This window comes from Mediterraneibacter sp. 210702-DFI.3.120 (assembly GCF_020561005.1).
GTDB lineage: Bacteria > Bacillota > Clostridia > Lachnospirales > Lachnospiraceae > Mediterraneibacter > Mediterraneibacter faecis.
On the sequence record NZ_JAJCNG010000077.1, the window covers coordinates 1 to 536 of the forward strand.

Sequence of the window (536 nt, forward strand, 5' to 3'; positions counted from 1 at the left end):
ACAAGGTAGCCGTATCGGAAGGTGCGGCTGGATCACCTCCTTTCTAAGGAAGAAATGCTTTCTTTCGTCTGGAACAATCCAACTAAAACGGAAGAAAGAAGTAGAGAGTTTTTACTGTTGTCTATTGTTGGGTTATCAAGTAACCTAAACCTTTTGGTGGCGATGCGCTTAGGGGTAACACCCGTTCCCATCCCGAACACGATGGTAAAGACCTAAGCGGCCGATGGTACTGCACTGGAGACGGTGTGGGAGAGTAGGTGGCCGCCAAATTAAAAGAAAGAAACTAAGGCAGAGACGCTGCCGAAGTTGAACATATAGATACAGGCAAAGATGAGCAACAACTTATCACCGCCAACCCAATCAGCAGGGCAGTGCTGTTATGATAGCTGGTTTCACCAGTGATTAGATATACAAAGAGATTTGTGTATGTAATGACTGATGAAAATATCAGTCGGATGAAGAACTGAATAAGAACTTCATCTTATGTACCTTGAAAACTGCATATAGTAAAAATCAATAGATTTAGATAAATATCT

At 42.2% G+C, this 536-nt stretch carries 1 rRNA gene; it reads left to right on the top strand.

The window, feature by feature from the left end:
- Positions 1-152 precede the first annotated feature (152 nt).
- A 5S ribosomal RNA gene (gene rrf, locus LI162_RS15270) occupies positions 153-270 on the top strand.
- The last annotated feature ends 266 nt before the right edge of the window (positions 271-536 follow it).